We start from the raw sequence: 14,523 nt of genomic DNA, 5'->3' as shown, positions 1-14,523 counted from the left end.
GCGACTCCCCCATCGGCCCGGCCGGCACGCCACGGCCGCGCCGATCCGGCGCCGCCGCGAAAACCCTATGCCGTACCCGCCTCACGGGGCCAGGGTTGGCATGCCGCCCGCCCGTCAGGCGCTGGCCCACGCCTCGGTGCCCGTGCGCACCGGGGCGCCAGTGCGCAGCGACTCCCCGATCGCGTCGCTGATCAGGTGGTCCTGGCAGGCCTCGGCGAGCGGGTACGGCGCCGGGCCCTCGCCGCGGGCCCACAGGCCGGTGCGCCACGCGAGGTCGACCACCGCGAGGTCGTCGTCGGACAGGCCGGAGCCGACGAACGGATTGCGGTACACGATCTCGCCGTCGAAGCTGATGTGCTTGAGGTCCAGGCCCTCCAGGTTGAGGTCGATGCCGGTCTGCCGGCGCATGAGCGCCGACTCGACCGGGGTGTCCGGATCGATCAGCCGGACCACCCGGTCGTCCACCAGCTCACCGAGCGAGCCACGCACCACTATGCGCCGGTGCCGCAGCGGGTTCCACCACTGGTTGTCGGTGAAGTCGTACAGGCCCATCCGCCCGCCGAAGTCGATGGTGGCCAGCGTGGTGGTCGCCTGCTTCGGGGTGTCGTCGCCGGTCCAGCCGTCGCCGGTCAGCGGGTTCGCCAGCGGCGCGACGAACTCCCGGGCGCTCACCTCGGTCTCGGCGTACCCGACGTCGAGCATGCCCCGGATCACGGAGACCACGTGGTAGAGGTGGGTCGAGGAGACCTGCACCGAGGTCGGCTCGCCGATGACCCCGGAGCGCACCACCGCCAGCCGCGCGCTGTGGCTGGGCATCAGCAGGTACTGCTCGGCCACCTGTACCAGGCCGCTCGGGCCGACGTCGGACCAGAGTGCGCGCAGCCCCGCCCGGTCCGGGGCCGGCGGCGTCTCGGCGAGTACCGGCACGCCGAGGCCTACCACCTCGCGGATCGAGTCCGGGCTGACCTGCCAGGGTACCGACACGATGACGTAGTCCGGACGCTCCGCACCCACCAGCTCGGCGACCGAGCGGAAGGTGGGTACGCCCCACTCCGCCTCGACCTCGGCACCCCGCTCGGCAGTACGGGTGACCACCCCGGTCGCCCGCAATCGGTGGGGCAGGCGCTTGGCCAGCCTGAGGAAGAACAGCGACCGCCAGCCGCTGCCGATCACCCCGAACGTCACTGGCGCCGTCGATGTCATCAATGGTCCTCCCGTCGTACCCGGCTACGGGTAGGACCATTTTCTCTTATCCGCTTCCTGGGTCAGGAGCCACCGGTGTTCAGCGGGTTGACCAGCTCTGGATGGGACTTCGCGAACTCCTGGAGCGTATCGTCGCGCAGTGCCTGCCATAGCTCCGGCGTGCCGTCGTCGGGCATCACGTACGACGTGCCGTCCACCTCGTCCGGATACGACGGGGTACGCAGGCCGACCAGCGAGCTGGCCTTGATGCCGCGCATCATCAGCACCAGGTTGGTGACGGAGACACCGTTGGTGTCCGTGAGCATCGAGCTGCCGATGTCGTGCACCACCCGGTCGAGTTTGATCGGGTTGCTCATCGTGTGGGTGGACGCGGTCTGTTTGAGTACCGCCATCATGAACTGCTGCTGGTGGCGCTGCCGGTCGTAGTCGCCACCGGGCAGCAGCTCACGCTGCCGCACGTAGTCCAGCGCCTGCCAGGCCGCCAGGTGCTGGCAGCCGGGGTAGTAGACCTGCGGCGTGACGCCGGGCACCGGCTGTGGCGTCCCGGTCAGATTCGTGTACGGGGCGGCGTAGTGCCCGTTCTTGTCGCGCCCGATGTGCACGGAGACCACCTTTTCGTCCACGCACATGTTCACGCCACCCATCGATTTGACCGCCTTCTTGAACCCGTCGAACCGGGCCTCCACCGCACCGTTGAACTTCAACCCGGTCAGGTCGGCCACGGTCTGCGACATCAGCGGCATGCCACCGTAGTTGAGCGCGGCGTCAATCTTCTCCGTGCTGCCCTCGAAGCCGGTCGGCGAGTACGGCTTGATGGTGTAGTACAGGTCGCGCGGCACCGAGACGAGGTAGCCGCTCTTCGCCCCGCGCGGGATGTGCACGATCATGATGGAATCGGCCCGTTCGCCGTTGCCCGGATTGTCGTTGCGCCAGTTGGAACCGATCAGTAGATAGTTCAACGGCCCGTGTTTGACGCCGCGCGGCGCTCTCGCGGTGCCGAGCAGATTCCCGGGCACCACCGCGCCGTTGAGCCGGTTCACGACCAGCAATCCGCCGGCGAACACGGCCGCCGCCAGCACGCCCAGCACCAGCAGGAACACCAGGAACGCGCGGCGCAGCCGGCTACGGCGACGCCGGACCCGCCGGACGTACCGTACCGGGACGCGTTTCGGGCCACCGCCGGCCGTCACGGCGTTCACCGGTACCCCCTTGCCCACAACCGGCGCCGGACCAGATCCCACACCCGTCAGGCACCGCGCACAGGATGGGCGGTTACCCAGTTCGCCGTGATGCAATCACGCGCGACCGGGCTCGGGCCCTGACCGACCGGAACGGCCCGCCGACCGGTTCGCCGGGCGGACCGCCGCCTGACCGGTTCGTGCCGGGCCGCCCCGACAACGGTTCAGGCGTGCCGGAGGAAGGGCGCCTCGCCCACCACGGTCAGGGAGCCCGGTTCCAGCTCGGTCAGGCCACCGTCGCGCACCATCGGCAGCCCCGCGCCGGACAGCCGCGCCCAGTCGCCGGCCGGGGCGGTGCGTACGGACACCGGCAGGCCGGCGGCCCGCCACCGCTCGCGGGCCGGTTGGTCGGTGGCCCACCACAGCAGCTGCGCGCCGTGCCCAGCCTGGGCCATGGCCTTGCCCGCCGTCATGGACAGCCCCGGGTTGAGCCACAGCGTCGGTCGCCCCGGCTCGGGCGCCGGAGGCGGCGCCGGGTCAGCCAGTTCCGTCCCGCCGACCTGGAGCTTGGCCAGGTCCGGCGGCCAGCCGTCGAGCGGCACCGGCGGGTAGACCCGGACCTCGGCGGTGCGCACGGTCACGGTCAGGCCCGGCAACGCGAGCGCCCGCGACCAGGCGGCGCCCCGGGCCCGGCGGACCACCTTACGGATGTGCCCGGACTCCCACAGCCGCACCGCGGGCGTCCACTCCCCGTCGGTCGTACGCGGGTCCCCGAGCAGCTCCAGTACCGCCCGAGCGGCGGCCTCCAGCGCGTCGGTGCGCGCCGGTGGGTCCGCCCGCTCCAGCCGCACGACCAATGGCAGCACCAGCTCCGGGGCCGCGTCCCGGTCGGCGGGCGGCGGATCGGCGATCCGGATGTCGTCCACGCACCCATCGTCCCAGCCCCGGCCCGCCCTCCGGGACCGGGTCGGCGATATCGACGACGGCGGCCCGGTGCGCCGTGTGCGTGCGCACGCACAGCGCGTGCGGGCTCCGGCCCGGTCGCCAGCCCCACCGGCGACAGACCCAACCGGCACCGCGGCGTCAGCCGCCGGACCGGGCGCGACCGCCCCGCGGCCGGGCACGCCGGCCGGCCCCCTCGCCGCTGTGCGACAGCAGTCGGGTCGCCACCGGCAGCAGCCGCTGCACCGTCGGCGGCTCGACCGCGAGCAGCGCCTCGATGAGCAGCCCGTCGAACGCGGCGACCAGTACCCGGGCGGACAGATCGTCGGCCATGTGCGGGCGCACCACGTCGACCAGCAGCTGGACCCAGCCCTCGGCCAGGGGCAGCAGCGCGGGCCGGCGCATGGCCGCCATGCACAGCTCGTACTCCGCGATGGTCGCCCGCCGCTCCGGCCCGGCCAGCCGGGCCACCAGCTCGCTGAGCGCGGTGGCCATGTCCGCGTCCGGGACGAGAGAGCCGGCCCAGGCCCGGATCGTGGCGGCGGACCGCTCCGCGGCCTCGGTCAGCGCGGCGACCAGCAGGTCGTCCAGGGTCGCGAAGTAGTACGTGGTGGCGGCCAGCGGCACTCCGGCCTCGGCGGCAACCGCCCGATGCCGCACCGCGGCCACCCCACCGGTCTCGATCAGGCGCAGCGTCGCCTCGACGATCTGCCCGCGCCGGGCCGCGCCGCGGGCGCGCCGGCCGTCGGTCACGACCGGCCGGCCGGCCTCGATCCCAGTCCCGGCCGGCGGCTGCGCCGCGACAAGCCCGGTGGAGGTCGCCGGTGCGGTGGGGATCGGCTCGACCGCGACCGAATCCGGCACCACCGGCTCAACCAGCACCGGCTCGACTATCACCGGCTCCGCTGTCGTCGGCTCCGCTGTGGCCGGCTCCGCTGTGGCCGGCTCGCCGGGGGCGGGCTCGCCCGTACCCGCGTCCGTGACAGATCGCGTTCTTGTCATTACGTCTGGTGTCCCCCGCCGATGTTGAGCGCCACTACGCCCGCGATCACCAGGGCGATGCCCCCAATTTTGAACCAAGTCACCGGCTCATGGAAAAGCGCCAGGCCGATCGCCGCCACCGCCGCCGTACCCGCGCCGGACCAGATCGCGTAGACCAGGCTCACCGGCAGGGTCTTGAGCACCTGCCCGAGTATCACGAACGACAACGCATAGCCGATGGCGACGCCGATCGACGGCCACAATCGGGTGAAGCCGTTGGCGAGCTTGAGCAGGGTCGTCGCGCCGATCTCGCTGCCGATGGCAAAGGCGAGCAACAGGTATGGCAATTTCGCGTCCTCAGGTCCGGGTACCTCTGGGGAAGAGTACCCGCGGTTGTGGTACGGACGTCCCGAAAGTTCGAGATCGAAGGACACGTACGGTGACCGACACCGAGCGTTCACCGAAGGGGAACTGGCCGTCTGCCTTGGCCCGTGCATGATGTTGGACGAACGTCCCAGGTTACGGATTGTCGAGGGGCGTCGAGTTCAACTGCAATCGACTGCACTTTGTCTAGGAGGATTCGTGCGCACCTGGATTGCCCGTGGAAACGCGCTCGTCGCGGCTGCCGGGCTCATATTGGCGGTGGCGGCCTGCTCGCCCCCGTCCAAGAACGACAGCGGCAGCGGCAGCGGCGACAGCGCGGCCACCGCAACCAGCGCGACCGCCCTCGGCGGGATGGACAAGCTGGTGGCCGCCGCGAAGAAGGAAGGCCACCTCAACGTCATCGCCCTTCCGCCGGACTGGGCGAACTACGGCAACATCATCAAGGCGTTCACCCAGAAGTACGGCATCAAGGTGAACTCGGCCCAGCCGGACGCCGCGAGCCAGGACGAGATCAACGCCGCCAAGCAGCTCAAGGGCCAGGGCGGCGCGCCGGACGTGTTCGACCTCGGCACCGCGGTCGCGTTGGCCAACACCTCGATGTTCGCCCCGTACAAGGTGTCGACGTTCGACGACGTACCGGCCGCGCTCAAGGACGCCAACGGCACCTGGGTCAACGACTACGGCGGCTACATGTCGATCGGGTACGACGCCTCCAAGGTGCCCGCCCCGACGAAGGTGACCGACCTGCTCGGCCCGGCGTACAAGGGCAAGGTGGCGCTCAACGGTGACCCGACCCAGGCCGGCGCGGCGTTCAGCGGCGTGGTCATGGCGGCGCTGGGCAACGGCGGCTCGGCCGACGACATCTCCAAGGGCGTGGACTTCTTCAGCCAGCTGAAGAAGTCGGGCAACTTCCTGCCGGTCGACCCGACCCCGGCCACCATCGAGTCCGGCCAGACCCCGGTCGTCATCGACTGGGACTACAACAACGTGGCGCAGGCTTCCACGCTGTCCGGCAAGATCACCTGGAAGACCGTGGTACCGCAGAACGCGGTGGTCGGCTCGTACTACGTGCAGGCCATCAGCAAGGACGCGCCGGACCCGGCGGCCGCCCGGCTGTGGGAGGAGTTCCTCTACAGCGACCAGGGCCAGAACCTGTACCTGCAGGGCGGTGCCCGGCCGGTTCGCGCCGACGCCATGCAGAAGGCCGGCACGATCGACCAGACCGCCAACGCCGCGCTCCCGGCGGCCACCGGCACCCCGGTGTTCCTGACCGAGGATCAGACCCAGAAGGCCACGACGTACCTGTCGGCCAACTGGGCCAAGGCAGTCGGCTGACGACGACATGAGCACGGTTGCCCAACAACCGGACGCGGCGATGAAACAACGCCGCGACCCGGCGCCAGCCCCCGCCAGATGGCGGGCCGGCTGGCGCCGGGGCCGGCAACTCGCCGGTGTCGTGCCGTTCTTCGCGTTCATCGCGGTGTTCCTGGTGATCCCCACGCTCGTCGTGGCGATCGGCGCGTTCGCCAACGATGACGGCCACCCGACCCTGGACAACCTTTCCTCACTGGGTGACGGGTACATCCTCGACGCGTTCGGCCGCAGCCTCTGGCTGTCCGCGCTGACCGCCGTGCTCGGCGCGATCCTCGGCGCCCTGCTGGCGTACGCGCTGGTCACGGCCCGACCGGACGGGCTGCTGCGCCGCCTGGTCACCTCGGCCTGCGGCGTGCTGGCCCAGTTCGGTGGGGTCACCCTCGCCTTCGCCTTCATCGCCACCATCGGCCTGTCCGGGTTCGTCACGCTGTTCATGCAGAACCAACTCGGCATCAACATCTACTCCGGCGGGGTCTGGCTGTTCGACATGCCCGGCCTCGTGCTCGTCTACACGTACTTCCAGATCCCGCTGATGGTCATCGTCTTCCTGCCCGCGCTCGACGGCATCCGTCCACAGTGGAGAGAGGCGACCGCGAGCCTGGGCGGTTCGACATGGCAGTACTGGCGGCGGGTCGCCATGCCGCTGCTCGCCCCGGCGTTCCTCGGCTCCACCCTGCTGCTGTTCTCCAACGCCTTCTCCGCGTACGCCACGGCGGCGGCGCTGGTCAGCCAGGGCAGCCCGATCGTGCCGTTGCAGATCCGCAGCGCGCTGACCAGTGAGATCGTGCTCGGTAACCAGAACCTCGGTAAGGCGATGGCGCTGGGCATGGTCGTCGTGGTCGCCGTGGTCATGTGGCTATACGCGCTGCTGCAACGGAGGACCTCGCGATGGCTGGCCTGATCGCGCGCCGGGCCCGGCGGCAGGCGACGTTCCGCTGGATCGTCGTCGTCGTGCTCGGCATCTTCTTCCTGCTGCCGCTGGTGGCCATGCTGATGTTCACCATTCGGGAACCCGGCGGGCAGTACACGTTTGACACCTGGCGGCAGTTCTTCGACTGGCCACAGCTCGCCAACACCTACCCCGAGCTGTGGGAGGGCATGAAGTCATCCGGCGGGCTGGTCCTGCTGACCGTGGCGCTCATGCTGGTCATGCTGGTACCGACGGTGGTCTGGACCCGGCTCCGGCTGCCCTGGCTGCGCCGGGTGGTCGAGTACCTGTGCCTGTTGCCGTTGACGATTCCGGCGATCGTACTGGTGGTCGGGCTGGCCCCGGTCTACGCCTGGGTCACCTACTTCCTCGGTGGGTCCGCGCTCACCCTGACCTTCGCGTACACCGTCCTGGTGCTGCCATACGCGTACCGCGCCATCGACGCCGGCCTGTCCGGCATCGACGTGCGCACCCTCTCCGAGGCGGCCCGCAGCCTCGGCGCCAGCTGGGGCACGGTGATGTGGCGGGTGGTGCTGCCGAACATCCGCTCGGCGGTGCTGTCCGCGGCGTTCCTCACGGTGGCGCTGGTCCTCGGCGAGTTCACCATCGCCTCGCTGCTCAACCGGACCAACCTCCAGGTCGCCGTCAACCTGCTCGGCAAGAGCAGCGCGACCATGTCCGTCGCGGTGTCGCTGGCCGCGCTGGTGCTGGCCTTCATCCTGCTCTTCGCGCTCTCCTTCGCCAGCCGGCGGCGGGGGCAAACCACCAGGGGGACCTCGTGACCACGGTCGGTCTTTCAGACAGCGTCGCCGTACACCTGGACGGGCTGCGCCGCAGGTTCGCCGGCGTACAGGCGCTGGACAACCTCGACCTCGAAATGGCGCCGGGCGAACTGATCGCGCTGCTCGGCCCGTCCGGCTGCGGCAAGACCACTGCCCTGCGGGTGCTCGCCGGGCTGGAGGACGCCGACAGCGGCCGGGTGCTGGTCGGCGGCAAGGACATCACCAACGTGCCGGCCAACCGCCGGGACATGGGCATGGTGTTCCAGGCGTACAGCCTCTTCCCGCACCTGACCGCGCTGCAGAACGTCGAGTTCGGGATGGCGCTGCGCAAGATGAAGCCGGCGGCCCGGCGCGAGCGGGCCGGCGAGATGCTCGACCTGGTCGGCATCGGCACGCACGCGGAGCGGTACCCGCACCAGCTCTCCGGCGGCCAGCAGCAGCGGGTCGCGCTGGCCCGGGCGCTGGCCATCCGGCCCAAGGTGCTGCTGCTCGACGAGCCGCTGTCCGCGCTGGACGCGAAGGTGCGCGTCCAGCTGCGCGACGAGATCCGCCGCATCCAGCTGGAGGTGGGCACCACCACCCTGTTCGTCACGCACGACCAGGAGGAGGCGTTGGCTGTCGCCGACCGGGTGGGCGTGATGCGCGCCGGCCGGCTGGAGCAGCTGGCCGCGCCCGAGGAGGTGTACCAGCAGCCGGCCACGGCGTTCGTGGCGGACTTCGTCGGGCTGTCCAACCGGCTTCCCGGCACGCTGTCCGGCGCGAGCGTCGAGGTGCTGGACACCGTACTGCCGGTGGTGGATCCGAGCGCGGCGCCGGCCGGCCCGGTCACCGTGCTGGTGCGACCGGAGGCGGTCGAGCTGTCCGTCGACCCGGACGGCTCGAGCCGGGTGTTCGCGGCCAGCTTCCTCGGCCCGACCAGCCGGGTGACCGTGGCGCTGCCGACCGGGGACCTGATCATCGCCCAGGTCGCCAGCGCGATGCTGCCGGAGATCCCGCCGGGCGCCGCGGTGCGGGTGGCCCTGCGCAGGGTGCCGGTGGTGGTCGAGGCCGGCGGCGGGGCGGCTCAGCCGGCCCGCGTCTGAGGCTCGTTCCTAACCCTTCGACTCCCCCTCCCCCGGGCCGGCGGGCCCGGGTTCGGTCGAGATCCGCTCGGCCGGCCCGGGTCCGGCCGGTCCCGCCTCCGGCGGCCCGTACCCGGTCGGGTCCGGGCCGTCCGGGTAGCCGGGTCCGGCCGGGACCTGCTCGTCCGGTCCGTACGCCGGTGGCGGGCCGTAGCCCGTCGGGGGTGGGCCGGGCGGCGGTGGCACCCGGTCGAGCCGGTCGAGCAGGTCGTCCAGCCGGATGGGCAGGCTGCGCACCCGCACGCCGGTCGCGTGGTAGACCGCGTTGGCGACCGCCGCCGCCGCGCCGACGATGCCGAGCTCCCCGAGGCCCTTGATACCCAAGGGGTTGAGGTGGGTGTCCTCCTCCTCGATGAGGTACGCCTCGACGTCACGCACGTCCGCGCACGCCGCTACGTGGTAGGTGGCCAGATCCCGGTTGACGTACGCGCCGTACCGGGAATCCATCGCCCCCTCCTCGAACAGGGCCATCGAGATACCCATCGTCATCGCGCCGATCAGCTGAGAGCGCGCGGTAAGCGGATTGACGATCCGACCGGCGGCGAACACCCCGAGCAGCCGGTCGACCCGGATCTCGCCGGTGTCGATGTCCACCCGCACCTGGCAGAACTGCGCACCAAACGAGTAGCGCGCGTACGGCTGCAGGCCCTTGACGTCGTTGGCGGTGTCCACCCGTACCTCGATGCCGCCCTCCGGTACCTTCCCGCCCTCCAGCCGCAGCCGGTCGCACAGCGCCCGGCACGCCTTGACCACGGCCCAGCCCCAGGACGCCGTGCCCAGCGAGCCGCCCGCGCCCATGGCCGGCCCGATCGCGCTGTCCCCGATGCTGATCCGCACCCGCTCCAGGCCCACGTCCAGCTCCCGCGCGGCCACCTGCCACAGCGCCGTGCGGGCGCCGGTACCGATGTCGACAGCGTTGATCAGCACGTGGAAGTACCCGTCCGGCTCGGCCCGCGCGATGGCGGTGCTCGGCATCGCGCGGGCCGGCAGGGTGGACGCGGCCATGCCGGTGCCCAGCAGCCAGTCACCCTGCCGGTTCGAGGCCGGCCTCGGATCGCGCCCGGCCCAGCCGAACCGGTGCGCCCCCTCGCGCAGGCAGGCGACCAGGCCGCGGCTGCTGTACCGCAGCCCGTCCTCGGGTTCGAACTCCGCGTCGTTGCGGATGCGCAGCTCCACCGGGTCCCAGCCGCCGGCCACCGCCAGCTCGTCGATGGCCGACTCCAGCGCGAACGAGCCCGGTGTCTCGCCCGGCGCGCGCATCCATGCCGGCGACGGCACGTCCAGCCGGACCAGCCGGTGCGTGGTGCGCCGGTGCGGGCCGGCGTACATCCACCGGGTGATGACCGCGGTCTGCTCGGCGAACTCCATGAGCTCCGAGCTCTGGCTGATGGCGTCGTGGCCGATCGCCACCAGCCGGCCACCCGCGTCCGCGCCCAGCCGCATCCGCTGGATGGTCGGCGTGCGGTACCCGACGTTGACGAACTGGTGCTGGCGGGTGAGCGCCACCTTCACCGGGTGGCCGACGTGGCGGGCGGCCATCGCGGCCAGCACGACGTTGGGTCGGGGGTGGCCGCCCTTGGACCCGAAACCGCCGCCGATGTGCTGCGCGATCACCCGTACCGCGTCGGGTTCGATCCCGAACAGGCCGGCCAGCGAGGTCGCCACCGCGGTCGGGTACTGGGTCGAGTCGTACACGGTCAACCGGTCGCCCTCCCACCAGGCGATACTGGCGTGCGGCTCCATCGGATTGTTGTGCTCGGCCGGGGTGTGGTACGTCTCATCCACCCGGATCGAGGCGGTGGCCAGCGCCCCGTCGAAGTCACCCACCGCAGTGTCGGTCTGGTAGGTCGGGTTCACCTTGACCGGCCGGTACAGTCCCGGATGCCGATCGGTGAGCACCACGTCGTGCGGCCGGGTGTCGGCCTCGACGACCACCAGGTCGGCGGCGTGCCGCGCCGCCTCCAGGGTGTCCGCCACCACCAGGGCGACGAACTGCCCCCGATAGGCGATGGTCGGCTCCTGAAGCAGGTACAGCTCCGGATTCTCCTGGGACTGCAGGCGCATCGCGTTGGTGTGCCACAGCACGGTCAGCACCCCGTTCGTGGCCAGCGCCGCCTCCGGATCGATCAGCGTCAGCCGGCCCTTGACGAACGGCGACGGCACCGGCCAGGCGTAGACCGCCTCCGGCACCGGAAACTCGAACGCGTACCGCGCCGTGCCGGTCACCTTCTCCCGGCCCTCGACCCGGGTCACGTCGGCCCCGAAGGCACCGCGGAAGTCCTGCCCCGCCACCTCGATCTCGCTCTCCAGCTCGACTCGCTCCCGGGCGCCCTTCATACCCCTTTCCGCCGCGACGAACCGCGATCGGACCGGTCATCCGGAACGTGCCGTCCTCGCCGGCCCTGTCCCCCCGGTTTACCGCGATGCCCAAGGGGGCCGGTTTACCCCGATGCCCGAGGGGTAGCCCCGCTGGGCGGGCGCGGACCGTTCCGCGACGGCGGGAGGCGGTGCGATGACGACGACCGGTCAGCGGGACGTCGTGGACGTCCTGATCGACCAGCACGAACAGATCAGGAGGCTGCTCTCCGAGGTCCGTGCCGCGCAGGGCGGGCGCCGGCGAGACCTGTTCGAGGACCTGGTCCGGCTGCTCGCCGCGCACGAGAGCGCCGAGGAGACGGTGGTGCATCCGAGCGCCCGCGCGGTGTTGAGGGCCGGGCACGACGTGGTGGACCTGCGGCTGGACGAGGAGCACGGGGCGAAGCAGACCCTGGCCTCCCTGTACGGCCTCGGAGTGGACCACCCCACCTTCGACCGCCGGCTGGCCGAGCTGACCCGGCAGGTCCTCGAGCACGCCGCCAACGAGGAGAACGAGGAACTCCGGTACCTGCGGGAGAACCTCGAACCGGCGCGGCTGGTGGCGATGGCCGCGGAGTTCGAGGCCGCGCAGGCGAAGGCACCCACCCGCCCGCATCCCCGGGCGGGCACGTCGCGCGCGGCCAACCTCGCGGCCGGGCCGCCCCTGGCCCTGTTCGATCGGCTGCGCGACGCGGTCCGCGAGTGGCGCGAGCCCCACGACGGCCACGGCGCCTAGGCCGGGGAGGCAGCCGTGCGGACCAGCGAGAGCCAGATCGACGCCGGCCGGCGGCGGGTGCTGGTGGTGGTGTGTGACAAGGGCGAGGATCCGGTCGCCACGGTGACCTCGGCCGTGACGGAGCACGGGATCCTGGCCGCGCAGGTCACCGCGGTCGGCGGCCTCGCCGGCGGGGAGTTGGGGTACTTCGACCGGGTGGCCCGGCGGTACCTGCCGATCCCGGTCACCGAGCAGGTAGAGGTGCTTTCGTTGGTCGGCGACGTCGCCGGGCACGACGGCAAGCCCCGGCTGCACCTGCACGCGGTGCTCGGCCGCCGGGACGGGTCCACCCTGGGCGGGCACCTGCTGCGGGGCGAGGTCTGGCCGACCCTCGAGGTCATGGTCACCGAGGTGGCGGCGGAGCTGGCCCGGCGGTACGACCCGGAGACCGGGCTGTCGCTCCTGTCCCCCTGACGGCCCCTCGATGACCCGCGGGACGCCGCGCGCCTGGGCGGTACAGGTGCTCGGACTGGTGGCCGGGTACGCCGACGCGGCCGCGTACCTCGGGCTCGGTCACGTGTTCGCCGCCAACATGACCGGCAACACCGTGCTGCTCGGCATCGACGTGGTTTCGTGGGCCACTGGCCGGCGGTTGGTGAACGCGCCGCCGCTGCCGGTGGCGTCGCTGTTCGCGTTCGCGCTGGGCACGCTGGGCGCCGCCCTGGTGCTGCGGGCGGTGGCCTGGCGCACCGGGTACCGGCTCGGGCTGCTGCTGGAGGCCGTTCTGCTGTTCGGGGTGGCCGCCGGCTGGACGGTCGCCGGGGCACGCCCCGGCCTGTACCCGGCCCTGGCGCTGCTGGTCGTGCTGTCGGCGGCGATGGGCGCGCAGAGCGCGGTGGCCCAGCGGGTCGGTGTGCCGGGCGTGCCGACCACGGTGGTGACCAGCTCCATGGTCACCGCCATCGTCCGCACCGTGTCCGGCCAGCGGCCGGTGGCGCCGGCCGTGGCCTGGGCGGCGTACCTGGTCGGCGGGGCCGCCGGAGCGGTCGGCACCGAGCTGCTCGGCGCCGAGGTCGGGTGGATTCCCCCGGTGGTGCTCGCGGTACTGGCCGCCACCTCCACGGAGACCGACTCCGATACCGCTACTCGCCCGGCTCGTTGAGGTCGAGCACACCTAATCGAGCACGGTGCAGCCTTGGCCGACCTTGGCGAGGATGATGCGCAGGTGCCCGGGGGCGGGGTCGATCAGGTACCGGTTGCGGGCGACCAGCAGCAGTGGGATGTCCACGGCGCTGTCCGTGTACGCGTACGCGACCGGCATGACGATGCCCGCCGCGCGCAGCCGGTGCACCTTCTCCGCGCCCCGGCAGCCGCGCACCGGCCGCATGCCCGAGCGCCCCGGGCGCAGCTGCGCGGCGACCACCTCGACGCCGTCGAGACCGAGTTCCTGGCAGATCGCGACGGCCAGCGGCTCCGCGCACGCGGTGGCGATCACGACGCGGTCGCCGGCGTCCAGATGTGCGTGCAGCCGCTCAAGGGCGACGGCTATCCGGTTCCCGGAGCGCTCACCGGCGTGCTCGGCGGCGAACCGTTCGGCCAGCGCGGCGAAGCGCTCGGCGGTCAGCCCGGTGGTGGCGAGCCAGAGCAGGCCGGTGACCGCCAGCCGCCGGGTCGGCGGCACCACGAGCAGCGGCGCGAGCAGCGGGGCGGTCAGCATCGTGGCCACGGCCCGCAACCGGCCACGGAAGATCAGCTGCCGCCCGAAGCGGGAGAACGAGTCGCCACGCAGCAGGGTGCCGTCCAGGTCGAAGACGGCCACCGGGCGGTCGTCGTGGTCGCCGCCGCCGGGACCACCGTCGCCGCCCGGGCCGGTCGCCTGGGGAAGTTCGGTCATCGGACCCTATTGTTCCGCGCGCCACCCCGCCCTGCGGGCGACCACGTGAATGCCGAGCAGACCGACCCCGCCGAGCACCGGCACCGCCACCGGCATGAGCCAGCCAACCAGCCCGGTCAGGGCGAGCACGCCGGCCACCCCCAGCGGTACCCCGGGTGCGCGCAGGGCGGTACGCCAGGCCGAGCCGACCGCGCCGACCCAGCCCGCGCCGCCGGCCTGCCCCACCCGTACCACCGTGAGCCCGGCCAGCCCGGCGGCGGCCACCGCTACCAGTGCCGTGCCGGCCAGTGCCGCCGGCCCGCCCGGTACCGTCCCTCGCGCGACGGCGGACAGGTCGAGCCACAGCACCGCCCCCCCGGCCAGGGCGGCCGCCAGTGCGCCGAGCCCGGGGACCAGCCCCCGCCCGAAGGCGCGGGCCATCGCCGCGGCCGGAGGCAGGCTGCGGTGGGCGCACCAGTGGTCGACCGCGTACGAGCCGGTCGACACGGCGGCGCCCAGGGTGACCACCGGCAGCGCGGCGATCAGCAGCACCAGGCCGAGCAGGGCCAGGTCGGCGGCGCCGGCCAGCGTCTCCCGCCAGTCCGGCCGGGGCGCCGCCTCGTTCGAGTGTTCGCGGCTACCGGCGCCTCGCCCCGGCCGTCGCACAGTGGTGCCTGGTGCCGCCAT

General features: G+C 72.3%; 15 protein-coding genes. 7 read left to right on the top strand and 8 right to left on the bottom strand.

Going from position 1 to position 14,523, the window contains the following annotated elements:
* Positions 1-114: 114 nt before the first annotated feature.
* The 5 genes from ABEA87_RS18685 to ABEA87_RS18665 form a co-directional block, all read right to left on the bottom strand.
* Entirely contained in the window at positions 115-1,203 is a 1,089-nt protein-coding gene (locus ABEA87_RS18685) for a Gfo/Idh/MocA family protein (protein WP_345631193.1), read from the bottom strand.
* 62 nt (positions 1,204-1,265) lie between these two features.
* Positions 1,266-2,402, bottom strand: a complete 1,137-nt coding sequence (locus tag ABEA87_RS18680; RefSeq protein ID WP_345631191.1) for an LCP family protein — start codon at positions 2,400-2,402, stop codon at positions 1,266-1,268.
* 203 nt (positions 2,403-2,605) lie between these two features.
* Positions 2,606-3,307, bottom strand: a complete 702-nt coding sequence (locus ABEA87_RS18675) for a peptidyl-tRNA hydrolase (RefSeq protein WP_345631190.1) — start codon at positions 3,305-3,307, stop codon at positions 2,606-2,608.
* A gap of 157 nt (positions 3,308-3,464) precedes the next feature.
* Complete coding sequence (locus ABEA87_RS18670; protein ID WP_345631188.1) at positions 3,465-4,205, bottom strand: TetR/AcrR family transcriptional regulator; 741 nt, start codon at positions 4,203-4,205, stop codon at positions 3,465-3,467.
* Between the two features lie 119 nt (positions 4,206-4,324).
* Positions 4,325-4,651: a DMT family transporter gene (locus tag ABEA87_RS18665; protein ID WP_345631187.1), complete on the bottom strand. Its 327-nt coding sequence runs from the start codon at positions 4,649-4,651 to the stop codon at positions 4,325-4,327.
* A gap of 235 nt (positions 4,652-4,886) precedes the next feature.
* Here ABEA87_RS18665 and ABEA87_RS18660 point away from each other — a divergent pair, with 235 nt between their 5' ends.
* Genes ABEA87_RS18660 through ABEA87_RS18645 form a run of 4 tightly spaced genes read left to right on the top strand, consistent with a single transcriptional unit; the run spans position 4,887 to position 8,854 of the window.
* Positions 4,887-6,023, top strand: coding sequence for an ABC transporter substrate-binding protein (locus ABEA87_RS18660; protein ID WP_345631185.1), 1,137 nt, complete (start codon positions 4,887-4,889; stop codon positions 6,021-6,023).
* Positions 6,024-6,030: 7 nt separating this feature from the next.
* Positions 6,031-6,963, top strand: a complete 933-nt coding sequence (locus ABEA87_RS18655; protein WP_345631183.1) for an ABC transporter permease — start codon at positions 6,031-6,033, stop codon at positions 6,961-6,963.
* Complete coding sequence (locus tag ABEA87_RS18650) at positions 6,951-7,772, top strand: ABC transporter permease (protein WP_345631181.1); 822 nt, start codon at positions 6,951-6,953, stop codon at positions 7,770-7,772. Before ABEA87_RS18655 ends, ABEA87_RS18650 begins: the two co-directional genes overlap by 13 nt.
* Entirely contained in the window at positions 7,769-8,854 is a 1,086-nt protein-coding gene (locus ABEA87_RS18645; RefSeq protein WP_345631178.1) for an ABC transporter ATP-binding protein, read from the top strand. Before ABEA87_RS18650 ends, ABEA87_RS18645 begins: the two co-directional genes overlap by 4 nt.
* Positions 8,855-8,863: 9 nt before the next feature.
* On the opposite strand, the gene ABEA87_RS18640 is transcribed toward ABEA87_RS18645, so the two are convergent.
* The gene (locus tag ABEA87_RS18640) at positions 8,864-11,230 is read right to left on the bottom strand and encodes a xanthine dehydrogenase family protein molybdopterin-binding subunit (protein WP_345631176.1); all 2,367 of its coding nucleotides are present in this window, start codon (positions 11,228-11,230) and stop codon (positions 8,864-8,866) included.
* A gap of 175 nt (positions 11,231-11,405) precedes the next feature.
* Between ABEA87_RS18640 and ABEA87_RS18635 the strand changes: the two genes are divergently transcribed.
* Genes ABEA87_RS18635 through ABEA87_RS18625 form a run of 3 tightly spaced genes read left to right on the top strand, consistent with a single transcriptional unit; the run spans position 11,406 to position 13,125 of the window.
* Positions 11,406-11,984, top strand: a complete 579-nt coding sequence (locus ABEA87_RS18635) for a hemerythrin domain-containing protein (RefSeq protein WP_345631175.1) — start codon at positions 11,406-11,408, stop codon at positions 11,982-11,984.
* Between the two features lie 15 nt (positions 11,985-11,999).
* The gene (locus ABEA87_RS18630; protein ID WP_345631174.1) at positions 12,000-12,437 is read left to right on the top strand and encodes a PPC domain-containing DNA-binding protein; all 438 of its coding nucleotides are present in this window, start codon (positions 12,000-12,002) and stop codon (positions 12,435-12,437) included.
* A 10-nt stretch (positions 12,438-12,447) separates the two neighbouring features.
* Complete coding sequence (locus tag ABEA87_RS18625; RefSeq protein WP_345631172.1) at positions 12,448-13,125, top strand: YoaK family protein; 678 nt, start codon at positions 12,448-12,450, stop codon at positions 13,123-13,125.
* Between the two features lie 12 nt (positions 13,126-13,137).
* On the opposite strand, the gene ABEA87_RS18620 is transcribed toward ABEA87_RS18625, so the two are convergent.
* Positions 13,138-13,857, bottom strand: a complete 720-nt coding sequence (locus tag ABEA87_RS18620; RefSeq protein WP_345631170.1) for a haloacid dehalogenase-like hydrolase — start codon at positions 13,855-13,857, stop codon at positions 13,138-13,140.
* A gap of 6 nt (positions 13,858-13,863) precedes the next feature.
* A complete protein-coding gene (locus tag ABEA87_RS18615; RefSeq protein WP_345631168.1) occupies positions 13,864-14,523 on the bottom strand; it encodes a hypothetical protein in 660 nt (219 codons plus the stop codon).

Source organism: Rugosimonospora acidiphila (assembly GCF_039543385.1).
Classification (GTDB): Bacteria; Actinomycetota; Actinomycetes; order Mycobacteriales; family Micromonosporaceae; genus Rugosimonospora; species Rugosimonospora acidiphila.
Note: the sequence above shows the minus strand (reverse complement) of the source record. Positions and strands in the feature narration are given on the sequence as shown.

What these genes read in the sequence shown, in the direction of transcription:
- ABEA87_RS18685 (WP_345631193.1), bottom strand. Translation starts at nt 1,203, where the DNA reads ATGACATCGACGGCGCCAGTGACGTTCGGGGTGATCGGCAGCGGCTGG.
- ABEA87_RS18625 (WP_345631172.1), top strand. Translation starts at nt 12,448, where the DNA reads ATGACCCGCGGGACGCCGCGCGCCTGGGCGGTACAGGTGCTCGGACTG.
- ABEA87_RS18640 (WP_345631176.1), bottom strand. Translation starts at nt 11,230, where the DNA reads ATGAAGGGCGCCCGGGAGCGAGTCGAGCTGGAGAGCGAGATCGAGGTG.
- ABEA87_RS18615 (WP_345631168.1), bottom strand. Translation starts at nt 14,523, where the DNA reads ATGGCGGCACCAGGCACCACTGTGCGACGGCCGGGGCGAGGCGCCGGT.
- ABEA87_RS18655 (WP_345631183.1), top strand. Translation starts at nt 6,031, where the DNA reads ATGAGCACGGTTGCCCAACAACCGGACGCGGCGATGAAACAACGCCGC.
- ABEA87_RS18650 (WP_345631181.1), top strand. Translation starts at nt 6,951, where the DNA reads ATGGCTGGCCTGATCGCGCGCCGGGCCCGGCGGCAGGCGACGTTCCGC.
- ABEA87_RS18620 (WP_345631170.1), bottom strand. Translation starts at nt 13,857, where the DNA reads ATGACCGAACTTCCCCAGGCGACCGGCCCGGGCGGCGACGGTGGTCCC.
- ABEA87_RS18635 (WP_345631175.1), top strand. Translation starts at nt 11,406, where the DNA reads ATGACGACGACCGGTCAGCGGGACGTCGTGGACGTCCTGATCGACCAG.